Origin of the sequence: Asanoa ferruginea (assembly GCF_003387075.1) — a bacterium.
Classification (GTDB): domain Bacteria; phylum Actinomycetota; class Actinomycetes; order Mycobacteriales; family Micromonosporaceae; genus Asanoa; species Asanoa ferruginea.
In genome coordinates this window covers 2846331-2864958 of the sequence record NZ_QUMQ01000001.1, presented here as the reverse complement: position 1 = coordinate 2864958, position 18628 = coordinate 2846331, and the positions used below count along the sequence as shown (strand labels likewise).

Genomic DNA, 18628 nt, shown 5'->3' with positions numbered 1-18628 from the left:
CGGAGGTTGCCGTGAGCACCGTTGTCCTCGAACCCACCGCCGCCCCGGCGGCAGCGCCCGCGACTCCGGCCGCTCAGCCGCGCCGCTGGCTCGGGCTCTTCGCGATCCTGGCCGCGACGATCATGAATCTGCTCGACACCACGGTGGTCAACGTCGGCGCGCCGGCGATCCAGGCGTCGCTCGGCGGCAGCTTCACGAGCCTGCAGTGGATCGCGGCCTCCTACACGCTGGCGCTCGCCGTCGGGCTGCTCACCGGCGGCCGGCTGGGCGACATGTTCGGGCGGCGCCGGGTGCTGCTGGTCGGCGTGGTCGGCTTCGTCTGCGCCTCGCTGCTCTGCGCGGCGGCCTGGTCGCCGGAGAGCCTGATCGCCGCCCGGGTGGTGCAGGGCCTGTTCGCGGCGGTGATGATCCCGCAGGGCTTCGGGCTGATCCGCGACCTCTTCCCGCCGCGCGAGATCGGCAAGGCGTTCGGCACGTTCGGCCCGATCATCGGCTTCGCCACGATCCTCGGCCCGGTCGTCGCCGGCGCCCTGATCGACGCCGACCTGTTCGGAAGCGGCTGGCGGATGGTCTTCGCGATCAACCTGCCGCTCGGCATCTTCGCCCTGCTCGCCGGCCGGGCCGCGCTGCCCACGGCGGCACCGACCCGCACCCGGACCCGCCTCGACGTGACCGGCGCGCTCACCGCCGCGGCCGGCATGGTGCTGCTGGTGTTCCCGCTGGTGCAAGGGCGCGAACTTGGCTGGCCGCTGTGGACGTTGGCGATGATGGCCGCGTCGGTGCCGGTGTTCGGTGCGTTCGCGCGGCGGCAGCTCCGCCGGACCGGCTCGGGTCGGCACCCGCTGGTCGAGCTGGCGGTGTTCACGCGCCGGTCGTACGCCTCAGGTGTGCTGTTCGTGATCGTGTTCTTCGGTTCGATCGCCGGGTTCTCGCTCGCCGTCGGGATGTTCCTTCAGCTCGTGCTCGGCTACAGCCCGATGAAGGCCAGCCTGACGATGGCGGCGTGGGCGGTGGGCGCGTTCATCGGCTCCGGCTTCGGCAGCACGATGATCAACCGGCTCGGCCGGCACATCCTCCACATCGGACTCGCCTTGATGCTGGTCGGCATCGGCGCCCTCTACGCGATGCTCCAGATCGACGGCCTGGGCGTTCGCGAGTTGCTGGCGCCGCTGCTGGTCTACGGCATCGGGATGGGCATGATCTTCGTGCCGCTCTTCGACATCATCATGGGCGAGGTGCGTGACCACGAGGTCGGCTCGGCGTCGGGCATCCTCGAGTCGTTGCAGCAACTCGGCTCGGCGCTCGGCGTCGCCATCCTCGGCACGGTCTTCTTCAGCCACCTCGACGTGGGCGTCGAGCGAGTCACGCTGATCGCCTTCGGCCTGACCGCGGTGACCTTCGCCATCGGCTTCCTGCTGCCGAAGAAGGCCCGCGCCTGACCCACCACACGTTTTGGACCCGGGCCCTGGTGGCCCGGGTTCAACGCTGGAAGGTGAACAGTCTCCGGCCGGCTTCGAGGGGTCGCGTCGCGCCGGCGAACCGATGCACGCCGACCCCCCAGCCGGCGTCCTTCGGCGAAACGAACATCGTCTCGAACCCGGCCGACTCGAACCACTCGCAGATTTGCGGCACCAGATCCGGCTCCCGCCGATTCCTGGTCCAGATGACCACGCCGCCGGGCTGCACGAACGACGGCGCCGCAGCCACCGTGGCGGCCACGTCGGCGTCGGAGATGTTGCCGAAGACGCCGCAGAACAGCGCCAGTCGCGCCGGCACCGCACCGACGTAGGGATCGGTCCACCCGGCGTCGGCGGTGACCACCTCGATCGTCGACGGCAACGGCGTGGCCGCGGCCCGGGCCCGGTCGGACAACAGGGGGTCGAGCTCGACGAGTCGGGCCGACACGTCGGCGGCCCGCGGATGGTCGGCCAACACGCCGAGCAGGTCGCGCCCCTCCCCCGCGCACATGCTCACGACCGGGATCGGGCCGGGCGGGGCCGCATCGAGCGCCGCTCGGATCTGTGCCTGCACGACCAGCAACCGCTGCGAAAAAGCCGAGTTCGGATCGGCGTACTCGGCGTGCCAGCGCACCCAGTCTTTGGTGGCCATCAGTAGACCAGCGCCTGCACGCCGTCGGCCAGGCACTCCTCGACGAAGGCGGCCGCGCCCGCGATGCGTACACCCGGAATGAGGTCTGTCTCGGTTATCTCCCGGCGCGCGGCGCACTGGGTGCAGAGGGTGACCCGGCCGCCGGCCAGCACGGCAGCGAGCAGGTCTTCGAGCGGTGCCGAGTGGGGCAGTTCGAAGGTGGCCGCCCGGCCGGGGAGCGCGAACCAGGCCGACTCGCCGGTCAGCCACAATGAGACGTCGGCGCCGGCGGCCACGGCCGTGGCGGCGACGGTGAAGGCCTGGGCACACCGCTCCGGCGCGTCCGCCCCGGCGGTGACCTTGACGATCAACGTACGAGCCATTGGCTCAGCATAGGATCGTTCCCGTGGTGACCGAGATCGGGTTCGTGAGCCTGCTGGTGGCGGGCTTCGGCGCGCTGGCGGGTGGTCTGGTCTACCTGGCAGCACGCATAGCAAGGGGCAGATGGTGACCGACGAGAACCCGATCGCTCCACCGCCGTGGCTCAACGCCCCGCCGGTGGAGCCCTATCCCTTCGTGGAGACCTACGACCTGCGCGAGGGCCCCGACCTGCACCCCGCGTTGCAGCCGCTGCTGCCCTACATCGGGCTCTGGCGCGGCCGCGGTCGTGGTGGATTCCCGACGATCGACGACTTCGACTACGGCCAGGAAATCAAAATCACCCACGACGGGCGGCCGTTCCTCTACTACGAGTCGCGCGCCTGGGTGATCAGCGAGGAGAACCTGCCGGTCAGGCCCGCGGGCCGGGAGACCGGTTGGTGGCGCCCGGTGATCGTCGACGGCAAGGGCACCGGCGAGCTCGAGGTCCTGTTCACGACGCCGAGCGGCATCATGGAGATGCACATCGGCCAGATCGAGGGCACGCGCGTCGAGATGGCGACCGACCTGGTCCTGCGCACCCCGACGGCCAAAGAGGTCACGGCCGGTCACCGCCTCTTCGGCATCGTCGAGGGCGCCCTTCTCTACGCGCAGGACATGGCCGCCGTCGGCCAGTCGATGTCGCCGCACCTGTCCGCGCGGCTCATCCGAGTGGGCGGCTGACCTTGTAGGTGAGCACGACGACACCCGACTCGAACGTCGTGGTGTCGACGTGCTCGATCGCGGTGACGCTGTCTGGGCCGAAGAGCGGCTGCCCGCTGCCCTTGATGACCGGGTAGACCCAGACGCGGTATTCGTCGAGCAGCCCGTGCGCGGCCAGGTCGTCGGTGAGCCGGCCGTTGCCCCAGATCAGGATGTCCTTGCCGGGGGCGCTCTTCAGCTCGGTCACCCGCTCGTGCAGCTCGTCGGCCGGAATGATGCTGGAGTTCTTCCAGTCGGCGGGCTCGCGCAGGGTCGACGAGACGGCGTATTTCTCGATGCTGTTGACGTGGTCGCCATAGGGGTTGCCGCCCATGTTGGGCCACGCCTGGGCCATGCCCTCATAGGTGACCCGACCCAGCAACAGCGCGTCGGCGCCGAGCGCGAGGTCGAGCGCGTATTTCATGGCGTCGGGGCTGTTGTAGCGCATCGACCACAGGTGCGGGTTGTCGATGAACCCGTCAAGCGTCGAGTATGTCGAGGCGATGATCCTGCGCATCGTCATTTCCCTTCCGGCGCCCGTATTTCGGGCCTGTGGATAGAGTTCCGGTCCAGCTATCCGGCTGGTAGTGCGCCGCTCAGCGACCCCGTATGAGGAACTCACATGATCAAAGTGATGATCGCCGAGGACGTTCGACTGCTGCGCGAATCGTTGGCGGCGGTGCTGGAGCTGGAGGACGATCTCGCCGTCGTGGCCACTGTGGAGCGTGGTGACGAGATCGTCGACGCTGCCGCCCGCGCGCGACCCGACGTCGCTCTGCTCGACATCGACCTGCCCGGGTTGGACGGCATCTCCGGCGCCGGTCTGTTGCGCGACCGGGTGCCCTCCTGCCGGACCGTGATCCTGACCGGCCTGTCTCGGCCTGGCCATCTGCGCCGGGCCCTCGCCGCCGGCGCTGCCGGTTTCGTGCTCAAGCACTCGGTGCCGCAGACGCTGATCGACGTGATCCGGAAAGTCGCCGCGGGCGAGCGGGTGGTCGACCCGCAGCTCGCGCTCGCGGCGCTGGAGACGCCGGACAGTCCGTTGCCGGCACGGGAGATCGACGTGCTGCGCCTGGCCGCGACCGGCGCCGGACCCGAGGAGATCGCCGCGACGCTATTTCTCAGCGTGGGTACGGTGCGCAACTACCTCTCGTCGGCGATCACCCGGCTCGACGCGCGCAACCGCGTCGACGCGATCCGCATCGCGACCGACCAGGGCTGGTTGTAGCGGGATCGTCGCCACGAGCGTGAAGCCGTCCTTGTCTGCCTGTGCGGTCAGGCGGCCGCCCAGGGCAGCTAGGCGACTGGTGAGACTTGCCAGGCCCATCCCCGGCTCGCCGGCCTTCCCGGCACCGTCGTTGGTGATGCGCAGCAGCACGTCGGTGGCGGTGCGCTCGACCGCCAGCGTGCACCGGCGTGCGGCGCTGTGCCGCAGCACGTTGGTGACTCCCTCGCGGAGCACGATCGCGAGGACCGTGTCGGTTTGCGGGTCCAGCGGTCCCGGTGTCACCTCGCCCGTGACCTCGATGCCCGCGTCGGTCAACACCGTGCGGGCAATGCGGGCCTCGGCGTCGACCGTCATCGTGCGGTAGCCCACTGCCACCGACTCGAGTTCGGCCAGCGACTGCCGGGCGACGTCGACGCCTTCCGCTAGTTCGGCGCGGGCGCGCGTGGCATCCCGGGTCAGCAGGCGCAGGGCCAGTTCGTTTTTCAGCACGAGTACGGAGAGGCCGAAGCCGAACAGGTCGTGCAGGTCGCGGGCGAACCGCAGCCGCTCGTGCACGACGGCGGCGCGGGCCAGCTCTTTTCGCGCGGTCACCAGTCGGGCCGTCAGGCCGGCCATGCTGGCCAGCGCGAACACCAGCAACGCCCGCTCGCCCGACCACACCAGCTCGTAGGCCTGGCCCAGGACGGTCGGGTCGCCCAGGTTGGCGTCCCACGCGTAGAGCACCAGGTCGAGAGCGATCAGCGGCACGCTGACCAGCCAGCGCGCCGGGCCGCGCAGCAGGACCAGGGTGAGGCCCGGCAGGAAGTAGGCCACGTGCCACACCTGGAACGTGAACGCGGCCAGCGGCGCCACGGCCAGTGCGGCGGCGGCCGGCAGGACGGCCGGCCACCAGCGGGGGCGGGCGCCGTCGCGCGGCGGCAGGCAGCCGACGAGGTAGCAGGCGACGAAGCCGGCCAGTGCGACCGTCAGCAGGGCCCACTCGCCGCCGGACAGGCCGACCCGGGCCGCCCAACGCACCTCGGTGGGAACGATCATGAGCACGACCGCTAAGGCCGCGACGGCCGCCACGCCCGCGGTGCCGAGATCCGCCGCGGGATGGCCTCGCACCGCGCCGTCGTCACGGTGGTCGTGCCCGACGCGGTCGCCGTCAGCCGCGCGGGCGCCCTCCGCCACGCGGTCGCCCTCCGCCACGCGGTCGCCGCCCGCCACGCGGTCGCCGCCTGCCACGCGGTCGCCGTCGGCCACGCGGTGGCCGTGCGCGACCGAGCGCGCGTCATTCAGCGCCGCGCGAGCCATCGTGAGCGACCGGTCGAGCTCCAACCGCGCACCCATGGCGTCCGGCCGAGCCAGGATGGCCTCGCCGTGCTGGATCAGCCGGCGCATGCTGGCGCCGACCCGCTCGTTGAGCTCCCGCCCGAAGGCCAAGCGCTGCCGGGCGACCTCGACCGCGGCCAACTCGAGCCGGGTCTCCCGCAGATCGGTCACCAGGTCGGCCAGCCGGGCGACCGCATACAGCGCGATCCCGACAAAGGCGGTGTGGCCCACCGCGAGATAGAGCGCCTCGCCGACCGTAGGCCGGACCGGCACGGCGGCGGCGAACTGCGCGACCACGACGAGCCCAGAAAGAGCCCAGGCCAGCGACGGCGGCCGGATCAACAGCAGCAGGGCGGCGGCCAGGAAGCCGGAGTTGCCGTACCAGGTGTCGGCGAACCAGATCATGCCGACGCCGGTCAGCAGCGCTTGGACCGCGAGCGTCGACCGCCACGCCGCCGGGCGGCTGCCGTCGGCCGGGCGGACGCAGGTGCGCAGGTGCAGGCCGACCAACGCGCTCAGCAGGGCGAGCGCCACCAGTCGGTGTGTGACCGGCTCGGCGCTGTTGATGATGCCGACCAGGCCGCCGAAGCCGAACCCCACCGCGAGCGCTGCGGCGGCGAATCGGGCCAGCCGCAGCTCCGGGTGGGTTGTGGACATCGCCCGGATCCTATTCGGCCCGCGACCGGCTGTCGCGGGCCGAACCTTGAGGAAAGCTCAGCCGAAGCGGCCGGTGATGTAGTCCTCGGTCTTCTTCTGGCTCGGGTTGCTGAAGATCTTCTGCGTCGAGTCGTGTTCGATCAGGCGGCCGGGGTCGCCCGTGCGCTCGATGGAGAAGAACGCCGTGCGGTCGGAGACGCGCGCCGCCTGCTGCATGTTGTGCGTCACGATGATGATCGTGTAGCGGTCCTTCAGCTTGAACATCAGGTCTTCGATCGCCAGCGTGGAGATCGGGTCGAGCGCCGAGCAGGGCTCGTCCATCAACACGACCTGCGGCTCGACCGCGATCGTCCGCGCGATGCACAACCGCTGCTGCTGACCACCCGACAGGCCCGCGCCGGGCTTGCCGAGCCGGTCCTTGACCTCGTCCCACAGGTTGGCCGAGCGCAGCGCCTTCTCGGCCGCGTCCGCCAGGACCGACTTGCGCCGCACCCCGTTGAGCTTGAGACCCGCGACGACGTTGTCGAAGATCGACATAGTCGGGAACGGGTTGGGACGCTGGAAGACCATGCCGATCATCCGGCGTACGGCGGTGACGTCGACATCCTTGTCGTAGATGTTCTCGTCGTCGACCGTCAGGCTGCCCTCGACCCGGGCACCCGGCAGCACCTCGTGCATCCGGTTGATCGAACGCAGGAACGTCGACTTGCCGCAGCCCGACGGCCCGATCAGCGCGGTCACGGTCTTCGGCTCGACGCTCAGGTTGATGTTGTCGATCGCCTTGAACGAGCCGTAGTAGGCGGTGACCCCGGTCGCTTCGACACGCTTGGCCATTTTCAGTCCTTCAGGTTGCTAGCGAGGGATGCGGTTGCGGCGGGCGAGCAGCTTCGCCGCGATGGTCAGGACCAGGACGAGCACCACCAGGGTGAGCGCTGCCGTCCAGGCCCGGGCGGGAGCGAAGCGCGAGGCGTCGCCGGCCTGCTGGAACACGAAGAGCGACAGCGAGCCCTGCTGCGCCGCGAAGGGGTTGAAGTTGATCGCGGCGCTGCCGCCCGCGACCAGGAGCACGGGAGCGGTCTCGCCGGCCGCGCGGGCGATCGACAGCATGATGCCGGTGACGATGCCGGGCAGGGCCGTCGGGATGACGATCTTCAGGATCGTCTTCCACTTGGGCACGCCCAAGGCGTAGGACCCTTCGCGCAGCGGTGCGGGCACCAGGCGCAGCATCTCCTCCGTCGACCGCACGATCGTCGGCAACATCAGTACGCTCAACGCCAGGGCGGCCGCGAAGCCGGAGAAGGCCGGCTTGCCGTCGTTGAACCACGGCGACACGATCAGCACCCAGAACGCCAGGACGAACAGGCCGGCGACGATCGACGGGATGCCCGTCATGACGTCGACGAAGAACCGGATGATGAAGGTGTAGCGGCCGCGGCCGTATTCGACGATGTAGATCGCGCCGAGGACGCCCAGCGGGATGGTGATCAGCGCCGCGATGCCGACCTGCTCCAGCGTGCCGATGATCGCGTGGTAGGCGCCGCCGTTGGGGTCGCGGGCACCGATGTTGTTCATCGACGAGTTGAAGAAGTCGCCGTCGAGCCGGTCGGCGCCCTTGGAGACCAGGGTCCACACGACCGACACCAGCGGCAGCAACGCGAGCACGAACGCCGAGTGGATCAGCGCGCTCCAGGTGCGGTTGCGCGCGGCGCGGCGGCCCTCGACCGCCTGCACCGCGATGAAGACGCCGATCAGGTAGAAGGCCAGCCCGACGACCAGGACGAGCACCCAGTTGCCGATGCCGGTGCCGAGGACGACCGCGGCCGACAGGCCGAGCGCCACGATCGCGATGCCGAGCAGCCCGATGTTGGGCAGCTTCTTCGTGCGCAGCTTCGGGTTCTGACCCGGAGCCGGCAACCCGGTGTTGACAGCAGTTGCGGTCATGCGATTCCCTCGCTTCGCTCGGGGGCGCACGACCCCTGGCGGCTGAGCCGGCTGCGCTCGCTTCGCTCGCTCATGCGGCGGACTCCGTGAACTCGCGACGCCGGTAAATGATCGCCCGGGCAATCATGTTGACGATGAGGGTGATCGTGAAGAGCACCAGACCGGACGCGATGAGCGCGCCGCGGCCGATCTCGCCGGCCTCGCCGAAGCCGTTGGCGATGTTGGCGGCGATCGTGTTGCCGCCGTTCTTGATCAGGTTGGGCGAGATCTCGTTGAGGAAGCCGAGGGTCATCGCCAGCGCGATGGTCTCGCCGAGCGCGCGGCCGAGGCCGAGCATCACGGAGGCGATCACGCCGGGCCGCCCGTAGGGCAGGACCGCGGTGCGGATCATTTCCCACTTGGTCGAACCGAGTGCCCAGGCCGCTTCTTCGTTGGCGGTCGGTGTCTGCATGAACACCTCGCGGGACAGCGAGGTGATGATCGGCAGCACCATGATCGCCAGGACCAGCCCACCGAGCATCAGGGAGCGGCCGAACGGCCCGTCGCCGCCGAACAGCGGCAGCCAGCTGAAGTATTTGTTGAGCCAGACCGAGAAGTCGCGGACCGGCTGGACGAAGACGATCAGGCCCCAGAGGCCGAACACCACACTGGGCACGGCGGCCAGCAGGTCGATCAGGAACCCGAGCGTGGTCGCGATCCGCTTGTGCGCGTAGTGCGAGAGGTAGAGCGCGATGCCGAGCGCGATCGGCACGGCGACGACCAGGGCGATCACCGCGGTGATGACCGTGCCGTAGGCGAGCGCCGCGATGCCGAAGCGAGCCGGCGTGTCGTTGGCGAACCACTCTTTGGTCGTCAGGAAGTTGGCGTCGTCGGCGCGAAGGGCGGGAACCGCCTTCGCGATCAGGAAGACGGTGATCGCCACGATGATGATCAGCACCATCGTGCCGGCGGCCAGGGTCGTGGCACGGAACACGGACTCGGCGCCGAAGCCCTTGCGCCGCGGCAGTGCTCCGCCGCCGCCCAGGCCACCACCGTTGGTGCGGAAGTCTGGCGGCACCGGGGCGTTGCCACCCGGTTGCCCGTCGAGAACGCCGGTCGACGCCGTTGCACCGGCGGGCCGGGCGTGACTGGAAGTCACGCCCGGCCCCCCGGTGTTGACGTCGGCCGAGCGGGAGTGCCTGTCGGCCATCTGCTCGCTCGTTTCGTCTTCGGTTCGGTTAGGTTCCTAGGTCGTTCAGGCCAGGTTCTTGATCGAGGCCTGAACCTTGGTCTGGACCTCGGACGGCAGCGGCGCGTAGCCAAGCTCGGTCAGCGAGCCCTGGCCCTCGGCGCTGGCCGCGTAGGTCAGGAAGCCCTTGACCAGCGCGAGCTTGTCGGCCGGGGTGCCCTTGCTGCAGACGACCTCGTACGTCGCCAGGACGATCGGGTAGGCACCCGGGGTCTTGGTGGCATAGTCGATCTTCAGCTTCAGGTCGTCGCCGGTGCCGGTGACCTCGGCGCCCGCGATGGTCTTGCCGGCCGCCTCGGCGGTCAGCTCGGTGAACTCACCGTTGCCGTTCTGGATCTTGGCCTTGGACAGGCCGCCGTTCTCCGCGAACGACCACTCCATGTAGGCGATCGAGCCTTCGGTGCTCTTCACCGAGCCGGCCACGCCGTCGGAGCCCTTGGAGCCGGTGCCGCCCGGGGCCTTCCAGGCCTTGGCGTTGCCGAAGGTCCAGTCGGACGCGGCGACGGTGCTCAGGTATTTGGTGAAGTTGTCGGTCGTGCCCGACTCGTCGGAACGGTGCACGGTCTGGATCGCGGTCGACGGGAGCGTGGCGCTCGCGTTGTCGGCCTTGATCGCCGGGTCGTCCCACTTCTTGATGGAGCCGTTGAAGATCTTCGCCAGGGTGTCGGGCTTGAGCTGCAGGCCGTCGACGCCGGGGAGGTTGTAGGCGACCGCGATCGGGCCGATCACCATCGGGAGGTGGATCGCCGGGCCGGAGGCGCACCGGGCGTCGGCCTTCGGCTGCTCGTCGTCCTTGAGCGCCGAGTCGGAACCCGCGAAGTCGGCCGTGCCGGCGATGAACGACTGGATACCAGCGCCCGAGCCGTTGGGCTCGTAGTTGATCGTCGTGCCGCTGCACTGCGTCTGGTAGGCCTTGCGCCACTCGTCCATGGCGTTCTTCTGGGCCGAGGAGCCAAACAAGTTGAGCGTGCCCGAAGCGCAGTCGGCTGCCGCGGTCGAGGCGCCGCCGCTCGCCGCCGGCGTGCTGGGCGACTCGTTGTCGGAGCCGCACGCGCTGAGCGTGATTGCCGCCGTCAGAGCGAGGCAGGCGATGAGGCCGTGCCGCTGGAGCTTCACCTGAGGGATATCCCTTCGAAACGGGTTTTCTCGGTAGGATCCCGGGCGCCGGAGCCCCCGGGTTGAACCGACGTGTAGCCGGCTACCAGGGAAGTTAAGAGGGATAGGTAGCCGACTCCCCGGACCCGAGTGAACGCGCGGTGAACAGCTCCGGCCGCGAAGGTGGCTACCTGCTGAGCCATGGATGTCGATTCCGTTAACCCGCCGCAGACGCTCGCGTATGCGGCCGAGCGCCTCAGCGATGGTCATGCGCGCCGCCCCGCCGGGACACTGATGGGCATGACAGACGTGCTGACCGCCCGCGGCGGCCTCCTCGCGCTGGCGACGCTGGCGACGGGCCTGGCCGCCGGGCTTTTCTACACGTTCTCCGTCGCGGTGATGCGCGGCCTGGCCGACACCGACGACCGCACCTTCGTGCTGGCGATGCGGCAGATCAACATCAAGATCCTCAATGGCCTGTTCGCGTTCTCGTTCGGCGGCGCGTTGCTGTTCACCCTCGTCGCGCTGGCCCTCAACACCGGCGGGCGGACCGTGTGGTGGATCACTGCCGCCGCCGTCCTCTACGCAGCGCAACTCGCCGTCACGTTCGGCATCAACATCCCGCTCAACAACGCGCTGCTGGCCGGATCGGATCCAGACCGGATGACCGACCCACATGGCGTACGCGTCGCGTTCGAAGCGAAATGGGTTCGCTGGAACCACGTACGCACGTGGTTGGTGATAGCCGCGTTCGTCAGCCTGATCGGCGCGCTCGCCGAATATGGCCGGTCACTGTGAGCGGCGGTAGCTCACATCCGTCGCCCACACCGCGAACCCGAGCCCGGTGTAGAGCTTGACCGCGGCGGTGTTGGACTCGTCGACGTAGAGCATCGCCTGATCGAGCCCGGCCGACCGCAGGTAGCGCAGCCCGGCGAGGGTCAGCGCGCCGCCCAGCCCGCGACCGTGCGCGTCGGGGTCGACCCCGAGCACGTACACCTCACCGATCGGGTCGTGTTCGTGTCCGCCCTCGCCGTGCACCTTGGTCCAGTGGAAGCCGAGCAGCGCACCGCTGGCGGCGTCGACCGCGAGCAGGAAGCCGGCCGGGTCGAACCACGGCTCGGCCATCCGGATCCGCAGGTCGTCGATGGTCCATCGGCCCTGGTCGGGGTGGTGCGCGAAGGCCCGGGCGTTGACCCGCACCCAGTCTTCGTCGTCGCGGCCGGGCTCGAAGGCGCGCAGGGTGACCCCCGGCGGCAGGTCGCGCTCGGGCAGCGGCGCGAACAGCGAGCGGCGCATCTGGAACAGCACCCGGGCCCGGGTGAAGCCGAGTTCGACGGCGAGGGCCCCGGCCGACGGATGGTCGCCGTGCGCCCACAGCCGCAGTGACCGCGACCCGGCCGCGTCGGCCACCTCGATCGCCGCGTTGACCAGCGCCCGGCCCAGGCCGTGCCGGCGGCGCAGCGGGTGCACGACGAGTTCGGCGGCCGCGCCCTCGACCTCGTCGGTGGTGTCGACGTGCGCGTAGCCGACCAGCGACCCGTCGGGGTCGCGGACGGCCAGGTGCACCGCGGCCTGCTCGCCGCCGTGCCGGATGTGCAGCACCACGTGCTCGGAGAACGGGTAGGCCCCGTCGGTGTCACCGGCCTGCGAGGCGAGGTCGAGCACCGCCGCGATGTCGGCGGCCTCCAGACGGGCGAGCCGCTCCACGTTGGTCACGTGATCACGTTAGCCGTCAGTCCTGTCCGGGGTGCAGGGGCAGATCCCGACCGTGCAGCTTGGGCGGATCGACCCCGGGCGGCAGAGCGGCGAGCGCGAGTTGCTTCTCCTGTAGGTCCGGCAGGATCTTCTTGAGCGCGGCGACCGTGCCGTCGCGCGGGCCGCCGGCGTCGTGCATCAGCACGATCGAGCCCTGCACGGTGTCTTTCTCGACCACCTTCTCGATGGCCTTCTCCCCCGGCACGGTCCAGTCCACCGGGTCCACCGTCCAGTGCAGCGCCGACATGCCCAGCTCCTTGGCCACCTCGACGGCGGCCGGGGTCCAGGCGCCGCCCGGGTGCCGGAAGTAGGAGATCTTGGCGTCCGGCACCGCCTTGTGGATCGCGTCGTTGGTGCGCACCAGGTCGGCCCGGATCGCGGCCTTCGACTTGGTGCCGAGCGTGGTGTCGTGGTTCCAGGTGTGGTTGCAGAGCGTGTGCCCGCGGTCGACGATCTCCTTGACCAACTCCGGATACTGCGCCGCCATCTCGCCGACCAGGCAGAACGTCGCCTTGACCTCGAACTGGTCGAGCAGCGCGAGCACCTGGGGCGTGTATTTCGGGTCCGGGCCGTCGTCGAAGGTCAGCGCGACCTGGAGGGTCCCGGTGGTGACCCGGCTGCCAAACGGCCCGGCCTGGTCGGGCATCAGCGGCGGCTTGCCCGGCCCGACGATGACCTGCTCGTTGAAGACCGCGGGGACCGGTGGTGCGGCCGGCAGGCCCTGTCGCTGCGGCGCGGGGCCGCCCTGCGGCGCGCCGGACTGGGTCGGCGCGATGTCGGCCTTCGGTGTCGGGGTCGGCTTGCCCTTCGCCTGGCCCGCGGCGGTCGCCCCGGCGGTGTGGTCGTCGACGGCGCCGCGGTGCCGGGCACCCCGCGCGGCGTCGGTGTCGAAGTCGCCGCTGACCGACCTACCGCGTGCGTGCTCCTCGTGGGTTTCGTGGCCGATGAGGTAGGAACTGCCGAGGATCGCCGACACGATCACGGTGACCAGCCCGATGGTCCGGGTGGTGGGTCCGATCTTCATCAGCTCCACCGGCCAACCGCGTGCGCGCAGGTCACCCCAACCACCGCCGCCTCCTCAATACGGGTACGGCGCTAGCGTATGAATTTTTCGGGTTTTATGTGAACAGAATGGGACAAACGACGAAGGCCACCCCGAAGTTACGGGGTGGCCTTCGTGAGGTTTTTGAGAATCAGACCGACAGGAGCTCGTTGTCGGGTAGGGAGCGCGACGGCGGCACGACGAACTTGTAGCCGACCTGGCGGACGGTGCCGATCATCGACTCGTATTCGGAGCCCAGCTTGGCCCGCAGCCGCCGCACGTGCACGTCGACCGTGCGGGTGCCACCGAAGTAGTCGTAGCCCCAGACCTCGCGCAGCAACTGGTCGCGGGTGAACACCCGGCCCGGGTGCTGGGCAAGGAACTTGAGCAGCTCGAACTCCTTGTAGGTCAGGTCGAGCGGGCGGCCCTTGAGCTTGGCCGCGTAGGTGTCGGGGTCGATCGTCAGCTCGCCGCCGCGGATCAGGCCGTTGGCGGCGTTGGTCGCGTTGGTCAGCCGGCCGACCGCGAGCCGCAGCCGGGCCTCGACCTCGGCCGGGCCGGCACTGGCCAGGATCACGTCGTCGACGCCCCAGTCGGCGTTGAGGGCGATCAGGCCGGCCTCGGTGACCACCGCCAGCAGCGGGACGCCGAGCCCGGTGGCGTGCAGCATGCGACAGGTGGCGCGGGCCTCGGACAGCTCCGAGCGGGCGTCGACCAGGACGGCGTCGGGGCTCGGGCCATTGACCAGCGTGCGCACGTCGCGCGGCGCGGTGCGCACCGAGTGCGGCAGCAGGTCGAGTGCGGACAACACGCTCGAGGGCTCGCTGGCCCGAGCGGTCACCAGCAGCAGGATCTCCACGCGTCAGTCACCTCCGTCTTAACGCGGCATGGCGGCCGCGGCGGGGACCCGGCTTCGCTGACGGGGTGGTGCCAGCCTCGCCCAGTCGTGTTACGCCTGCGTAAACGCCCTCGACGAGTCGAAATGAGCTTAACCGATGAGAAGGCCGTAACCGGACGGTGGCGGTCCGTTCATCTGGATGATCCGCCGGATCGGGCACCGCGAAGTGCCCCTGGTTCGGGCGGGTCTGGCACGATCGGACCGTGTTCCCCTCAGGTTCCACGGAGGCTGCGGCCGAGTCCGCCGCACCGACCGACGACGATCTCGACGAGATAGAGATCACGCCGGTCCGGCCGGCGCTGTCGGTCGCCATCGCGGCGTTCGCCGCGCTGGTCGGCGTCGGCCTGGTCTTCGGCGCCCAGTCCAGCAGCCCGGGTGCCCGGGGCGCGTTCGCCCTCGTGCTGGCCGGCGTGCAGGTGCTCTACGTGCTCGCCTGGCTGATGGCGACCCGACCGCCGGCGCTGCTGGTCGTCGGCGGCATCTGCCTGGTCGTGGCCGGGTGGAGCGACCTGACGGCGGTCCGCTCGGCCGAACCGGGCCTGGCACCGCTGATCTACATCGCGCTCGCCGGCGTCGCCGCCACGGTGATCAGCCAGGTCATCCGCCCGGCCGACCGCCGCCGGATCAGCGAGTCGCTGCGGGCCACCCTGGCCCTGGTCGTCGGCGTCGTCGCGTTCGCCGCCCTGATCATGCTCAGCCGGGTGCCGCTGGGCACTCAGGTCATCTTCCTCTGCGTCACCGCCAGCGCGGTCGCCCTCGTGATCGCCCGGCTGGTCGACGCGGTCTACCCGAAGCCTCGGCTGGCTCCGCAGGTGGCCCGCGGTGCCGCCGGCGTGATCTTCGGTGCGATGGCCGGCACGCTGCTCAGCGCCGTCATCGGTTCCTACCTCTACACGTTCAGCCCGACCAGCGCGGCCGTCGTCGGCCTGGTGACGGCGGTCTTCGCGGTGCTCGCCGACCTCGCGGTCGACTACGCCGAGGCCGGCCGGCAGATGGCCGGCGACCTGCCGACGCTGTGGGTGGCCCGGCACATGCAGGGTCCGCTCGGCGGTTTCGCCCTGGCCGCGCCGGCGGCGTACATCATGACGGTGTTGTTCCTGACTTGACCCGCTTGGGTAAGGAGGAGACCAGACAACGAGGAGGAACGGTGACCACCACCTACTACGCGGAGGAAACCCGCCCACGCCGCCGCCGCGGGCGACGCGCGTTGATCACGCTGCTGGTGCTGCTGATCGTGGTTGCCGGGCTCCTGATCGTGGGTGACCGGGTGGCCGCCAACTTCGCTGAGAAGAAGATCGCCGAGCAGGTCAGCCAGGAGGTCGCCGCCCAGAACGCGCAGGCGGCACCGCCGGAGGTCAGCGTCGGCGGGTTCCCGTTCCTGACCCAGGTCCTGGCCGGCAAATACGAGAAGATCACGATCGTCATGCGCGACGTGAAGGGCGACGTCAACGGCGACTCGGTCACCCTGCCGAAGCTCGACATCGTGGCGCACGACGTGGCCGCCTCGCTCGACACGCTGCGCAAGGGCACCGGCGACGTGGTCGCGAAGACCGTCGACGGCACCGGCACGATCGACTACGCCAGCGTGACCGCCCTGATCGACCAGCCCGGCCTCAAGCTCTCGGAGCGCGAGGGCAAGCTGGTGGCCAGCGCGCCGGTCGAGGTGCTGGGCCAGCGGTTCACCGTCAACGGCTCGGCCGAGCTTTCGGTCAAGGGCAAGCAGATCCAGCTCAAGTTCGCCGACGCCACCGCCGAGGGGCTGCCCGCCGTGCCGCTCGCCCAACAGGTGGTCAACAACTTCGTCAAGCAGATCTCGATCAACGTGGATGTGCCGACACTGCCGTTCCAGATGGTGCTCAAAGAGGTGCGTGCCACCCCTGAGGGGCTGGCCGTGACCGCGACCGCCAACGACGTGCCCATCAGCTCGTGACCTGGTTCACCCTCCGGTGGCTCCCGGATGGTGGTCAGCTCGGTGACCTCGCTGGGCACGGCTGGTAACGTTTGTGCGCATGGGGACGCTCCTCACCAAACGGCGCGCGGTCGACCTGTGCCGCGTGGCCACCTGCCTGTGTTGCCCCGTCATCTGACGGCGGCTAGCTGAGGTTGCCCCCAACTCGTCCGGCAGTGCCGCCGTCGCTCGAACCCGTGATCCCTAGTCCTGGGTCACGCGCGTGGAGCGACGACCATCCCCCGCGCGCGTTACTCACCACCATCTCCGTCCACACACAGGAGTGAATTGATGAGTCGCGACACCGCACTCGTATCGGCCGACTGGGCCGAGAAGAACCTCGGCGCCTCGGGCGTGGTCTTCGTCGAGGTCGACGAAGACACCAGCGCCTACGAGGGCGGCCACCTGCCCGGCGCGATCAAGCTCGACTGGAAGACCGACCTCCAGGACCCGGTCCGCCGGGACTTCGTCAACAAGGAGCAGTTCGAAGCGCTGCTCTCGGCCCGGGGCATCGGCAACGACGACACCGTCGTGCTCTACGGCGGCAACAACAACTGGTTCGCCGCCTACGCCTACTGGTACTTCAAGCTCTACGGCCACGGCGACGTCAAGCTGCTCGACGGTGGCCGCAAGAAGTGGGAGCTCGACGCCCGGCCGCTGGTCAAGGACGCCGTCGCCCGCGAGCAGACCGCCTACTCGGCGCAGGAGCCCGACACCGCCATCCGCGCGTTCCGCGACGAGGTCGTCAACGCGATCGGCACGCAGAACCTGGTCGACGTCCGCTCGCCCGACGAATACGCCGGTCGGCTGCTGGCACCGGCCCACCTCCCGCAGGAGCAGGCCCAGCGGGCCGGCCACATCCCGACCGCCGTGTCGGTGCCGTGGTCCAAGGCCGCCAACGAAGACGGCACCTTCAAGACCGACGACGACCTGCGCGCCATCTATGCGGCCGCGGGCCTCGACGAGAGCAAGGACACGATCGCCTACTGCCGCATCGGCGAGCGGTCGTCGCACACCTGGTTCGTGCTCAAGGAGCTGCTCGGCCACTCCAACGTGAAGAACTACGACGGCTCCTGGACCGAATACGGCTCGCTGGTCGGCGTGCCGGTCGCCCTGGGCGACGAGCCGGGGAAGGCGTGACCACGATGACCGTTCCTGTAGACGCCAGTTGCGCCGCACCCGACCAGTCGGCACCCATACCGGCGAGCGTCGACCTGGAGAAGGAAACGGTGATCACCGGCGTCGTGACGGCACCGGACGGTTCCGTCGTCGGCGGTGCCTACGTCCGGCTGCTCGACGCCACCGGTGAGTTCGCGGCCGAGGTGGTCACCTCGCCGGCCGGCCAGTTCCGGTTCTTCGCCGCGCCGGGCACCTGGACCCTGCGGGCGCTGTCCCGGCACGGCAACGGCGACACCACGGTCACCGCCGTCCGCGGCGTGACCGAGACCGGTGTCAGCGTCGGCTGACGCAAGCAACTTTGACGAGGGGCGCCCCGGCCATCGGCCGGGGCGCCGTCGTGTCACCATGGCCCGGTGACCGCATCGCGCCGACGACTCTGGGTTATCGGCGGCCTGGTCGCCTGGGCACTCGTGCTCGGCGGTCTCGCGGTCGTCTCCCACCGCACCGACCCGCCGACCGTGCGCGAGCAGCGCGACCTGGCGGCGGGCGTGACCGCGCTCGACCAGGCGGTGGGTCTGACGGTCGGGCAAGCCGGTCCGCGGACCGTCCCGGTGATCATGCCGGTCACGATCGACAAGGGCTGCCGCATCACGCCGTTGCGCTCCGGCGCGACCGCCACCGGCGTGGTCCGCTTCTTCACCGCGACGGGCGGCGGAGCAGACTTCCTGACCGTGCTGGCCAACGGCTATCCGGCGGCCTACCAGGTCGAGGTCAGCACCGACCGCAAGGCGCTGAGGGCCGACGCCGGCGAGTTCGTCGCGCTCCGCGGCAAGGTCATCTCGCCCGAGGAAGTGCAGGTCACGCTCACCACCGGCTGCCGTCCGGTGAACACCGAGGTGGCACACCTGCTGCCGGAATATCCGCAGCAGGCCGGGCCCCGCCAGTTGCTGACCACGCTGGGCGCGACCTCGGTCGACGACGAGTCGATCAGCTTCGCGGCATGCCCGGCCGGCCGGCCAGCCGTGACGGCGTCGGCCCTTGGCCACGGCGTCACCGCCAAGCCCACGGCCGCCGCCGGCGACCTCATTCTCAACACCCCGAAGGTGTACGCCTACCGGAGCGGCCCGACCGAGGCCGTCGCGCTGGTGCCGAGCGGCGAGCACGACACCCGGGCGTACGTGACACAGCTCTGTTGA

At 70.0% G+C, this 18628-nt stretch carries 22 protein-coding genes; 11 read left to right on the top strand and 11 right to left on the bottom strand.

The genetic code is table 11. The features are described from left to right. Nucleotides 1–11: 11 nt before the first annotated feature. A complete protein-coding gene (locus tag DFJ67_RS13580; protein WP_239097625.1) occupies nucleotides 12–1439 on the top strand; it encodes an MFS transporter in 1428 nt (475 codons plus the stop codon). A gap of 40 nt (nucleotides 1440–1479) precedes the next feature. On the opposite strand, the gene DFJ67_RS13575 is transcribed toward DFJ67_RS13580, so the two are convergent. Together DFJ67_RS13575 and DFJ67_RS13570 are read right to left on the bottom strand one after the other, a co-directional pair. Beyond that, a complete protein-coding gene (locus DFJ67_RS13575; RefSeq protein ID WP_116068204.1) occupies nucleotides 1480–2109 on the bottom strand; it encodes an SAM-dependent methyltransferase in 630 nt (209 codons plus the stop codon). Continuing rightward, entirely contained in the window at nucleotides 2109–2471 is a 363-nt protein-coding gene (locus tag DFJ67_RS13570; protein WP_116068203.1) for a DsrE family protein, read from the bottom strand. Before DFJ67_RS13570 ends, DFJ67_RS13575 begins: the two co-directional genes overlap by 1 nt. Before the next feature lie 23 nt (nucleotides 2472–2494). Between DFJ67_RS13570 and mtfM the strand changes: the two genes are divergently transcribed. Together mtfM and DFJ67_RS13565 are read left to right on the top strand one after the other, a co-directional pair. Next, nucleotides 2495–2599 carry a small membrane protein MtfM gene (gene mtfM, locus DFJ67_RS44355; protein ID WP_275407702.1) on the top strand — a complete coding sequence of 35 codons (105 nt, stop codon included), beginning with the start codon at nucleotides 2495–2497 and terminating at the stop codon, nucleotides 2597–2599. Next, nucleotides 2596–3189: a heme-binding beta-barrel domain-containing protein gene (locus DFJ67_RS13565; protein ID WP_116076170.1), complete on the top strand. Its 594-nt coding sequence runs from the start codon at nucleotides 2596–2598 to the stop codon at nucleotides 3187–3189. Before mtfM ends, DFJ67_RS13565 begins: the two co-directional genes overlap by 4 nt. Here the strand turns inward: DFJ67_RS13565 and DFJ67_RS13560 are convergent. Next, nucleotides 3170–3724, bottom strand: coding sequence for a dihydrofolate reductase family protein (locus DFJ67_RS13560; RefSeq protein WP_116076172.1), 555 nt, complete (start codon nucleotides 3722–3724; stop codon nucleotides 3170–3172). The genes DFJ67_RS13565 and DFJ67_RS13560 overlap by 20 nt on opposite strands. A gap of 105 nt (nucleotides 3725–3829) precedes the next feature. On the opposite strand from DFJ67_RS13560, the gene DFJ67_RS13555 reads away from it, so the two are divergent. Beyond that, nucleotides 3830–4435, top strand: coding sequence for a response regulator transcription factor (locus DFJ67_RS13555; RefSeq protein WP_116068202.1), 606 nt, complete (start codon nucleotides 3830–3832; stop codon nucleotides 4433–4435). Here DFJ67_RS13555 and DFJ67_RS43240 read toward each other — a convergent pair. From DFJ67_RS43240 to pstS, 5 genes are all read right to left on the bottom strand, one after another. Further along, complete coding sequence (locus tag DFJ67_RS43240) at nucleotides 4322–6406, bottom strand: sensor histidine kinase (RefSeq protein ID WP_116068201.1); 2085 nt, start codon at nucleotides 6404–6406, stop codon at nucleotides 4322–4324. The two genes, DFJ67_RS13555 and DFJ67_RS43240, sit on opposite strands and share 114 nt — an antisense overlap. Before the next feature lie 57 nt (nucleotides 6407–6463). After that, nucleotides 6464–7240 carry a phosphate ABC transporter ATP-binding protein PstB gene (gene pstB / locus DFJ67_RS13545; protein ID WP_116068200.1) on the bottom strand — a complete coding sequence of 259 codons (777 nt, stop codon included), beginning with the start codon at nucleotides 7238–7240 and terminating at the stop codon, nucleotides 6464–6466. 18 nt (nucleotides 7241–7258) lie between these two features. Further along, entirely contained in the window at nucleotides 7259–8347 is a 1089-nt protein-coding gene (pstA, locus tag DFJ67_RS13540) for a phosphate ABC transporter permease PstA (RefSeq protein WP_116068199.1), read from the bottom strand. Nucleotides 8348–8417: 70 nt separating this feature from the next. Next, nucleotides 8418–9536, bottom strand: coding sequence for a phosphate ABC transporter permease subunit PstC (gene pstC / locus DFJ67_RS13535; RefSeq protein WP_116068198.1), 1119 nt, complete (start codon nucleotides 9534–9536; stop codon nucleotides 8418–8420). A gap of 45 nt (nucleotides 9537–9581) precedes the next feature. Continuing rightward, nucleotides 9582–10691, bottom strand: a complete 1110-nt coding sequence (gene pstS / locus DFJ67_RS13530; protein WP_116068197.1) for a phosphate ABC transporter substrate-binding protein PstS — start codon at nucleotides 10689–10691, stop codon at nucleotides 9582–9584. A 279-nt stretch (nucleotides 10692–10970) separates the two neighbouring features. On the opposite strand from pstS, the gene DFJ67_RS13525 reads away from it, so the two are divergent. After that, a complete protein-coding gene (locus tag DFJ67_RS13525; protein WP_116076168.1) occupies nucleotides 10971–11468 on the top strand; it encodes an anthrone oxygenase family protein in 498 nt (165 codons plus the stop codon). On the opposite strand, the gene mshD is transcribed toward DFJ67_RS13525, so the two are convergent. The 3 genes from mshD to DFJ67_RS13510 all read right to left on the bottom strand — a co-directional run bounded on the left by mshD (nucleotide 11460) and on the right by DFJ67_RS13510 (nucleotide 14326). After that, the gene (mshD, locus tag DFJ67_RS13520) at nucleotides 11460–12386 is read right to left on the bottom strand and encodes a mycothiol synthase (protein ID WP_170215833.1); all 927 of its coding nucleotides are present in this window, start codon (nucleotides 12384–12386) and stop codon (nucleotides 11460–11462) included. The genes DFJ67_RS13525 and mshD overlap by 9 nt on opposite strands. A 16-nt stretch (nucleotides 12387–12402) precedes the next feature. Beyond that, nucleotides 12403–13449: a polysaccharide deacetylase family protein gene (locus tag DFJ67_RS13515; protein WP_116076165.1), complete on the bottom strand. Its 1047-nt coding sequence runs from the start codon at nucleotides 13447–13449 to the stop codon at nucleotides 12403–12405. Nucleotides 13450–13618: 169 nt separating this feature from the next. Further along, on the bottom strand, nucleotides 13619–14326 hold the full coding sequence (locus tag DFJ67_RS13510; protein ID WP_116068196.1) for a winged helix-turn-helix transcriptional regulator: 708 nt from the start codon (nucleotides 14324–14326) through the stop codon (nucleotides 13619–13621). Nucleotides 14327–14568: 242 nt separating this feature from the next. Here DFJ67_RS13510 and DFJ67_RS13505 point away from each other — a divergent pair, with 242 nt between their 5' ends. From DFJ67_RS13505 to DFJ67_RS13485, 6 genes are all read left to right on the top strand, one after another. Beyond that, a complete protein-coding gene (locus DFJ67_RS13505; RefSeq protein WP_116068195.1) occupies nucleotides 14569–15471 on the top strand; it encodes a hypothetical protein in 903 nt (300 codons plus the stop codon). A gap of 41 nt (nucleotides 15472–15512) precedes the next feature. Continuing rightward, nucleotides 15513–16295: an LmeA family phospholipid-binding protein gene (locus DFJ67_RS13500; RefSeq protein WP_116068194.1), complete on the top strand. Its 783-nt coding sequence runs from the start codon at nucleotides 15513–15515 to the stop codon at nucleotides 16293–16295. Between the two features lie 79 nt (nucleotides 16296–16374). Continuing rightward, the gene (locus DFJ67_RS44555) at nucleotides 16375–16452 is read left to right on the top strand and encodes an Ms5788A family Cys-rich leader peptide (RefSeq protein WP_322791022.1); all 78 of its coding nucleotides are present in this window, start codon (nucleotides 16375–16377) and stop codon (nucleotides 16450–16452) included. A 152-nt stretch (nucleotides 16453–16604) separates the two neighbouring features. Next, a complete protein-coding gene (locus tag DFJ67_RS13495) occupies nucleotides 16605–17453 on the top strand; it encodes a sulfurtransferase (protein ID WP_116068193.1) in 849 nt (282 codons plus the stop codon). Nucleotides 17454–17458: 5 nt separating this feature from the next. Beyond that, entirely contained in the window at nucleotides 17459–17779 is a 321-nt protein-coding gene (locus tag DFJ67_RS13490; protein ID WP_116076163.1) for a DUF1416 domain-containing protein, read from the top strand. Nucleotides 17780–17845: 66 nt separating this feature from the next. Continuing rightward, entirely contained in the window at nucleotides 17846–18628 is a 783-nt protein-coding gene (locus DFJ67_RS13485; protein WP_116068192.1) for a hypothetical protein, read from the top strand.